Raw genomic sequence first — 432 nt, forward strand, 5'->3', positions numbered from 1 at the left:
AGATTATACGATGTATCCTCTATTTACTTTACACATACATTCTAACAACGAAACGGAGTAGAGTCAAGTTAAATCACGAACATTTTTTTATATAATTTTTTTTTCGTTCGCTTTTACTCCCATTCGATTGTTGCCGGTGGCTTGCTTGTAATATCGTAAACAACACGATTAACATGGGGCACTTCGTTTACAACACGTGTTGAAATGACTTCAAGTACATCCCAAGGAATGCGAGCCCAATCCGCTGTCATCCCATCAATCGACGTTACAGCACGAATGCCAACCGTATAATCATACGTGCGAGCATCTCCCATCACCCCGACGCTACGAATGTCAGGGAGTACAGTGAAGTATTGCCAAATGTCACGATCAAGCCCTGCTCTCTTTATCTCTTCACGCAAAATGGCATCCGATTCGCGAACGATTTCTAAC

General features: G+C 42.1%; 1 protein-coding gene. It reads right to left on the reverse strand.

Annotated elements, in window-relative coordinates:
• Nucleotides 1–113 precede the first annotated feature (113 nt).
• On the reverse strand, nucleotides 114–432 hold a 319-nt coding region (locus ES017_RS15440; protein ID WP_483296351.1), incomplete at its 5' end, for a GMP synthase (glutamine-hydrolyzing).

It is taken from the genome of Anoxybacillus sp. EFIL (assembly GCF_013096955.1).
GTDB classification, from domain to species: Bacteria; Bacillota; Bacilli; order Bacillales; family Anoxybacillaceae; genus Anoxybacillus; species Anoxybacillus ayderensis.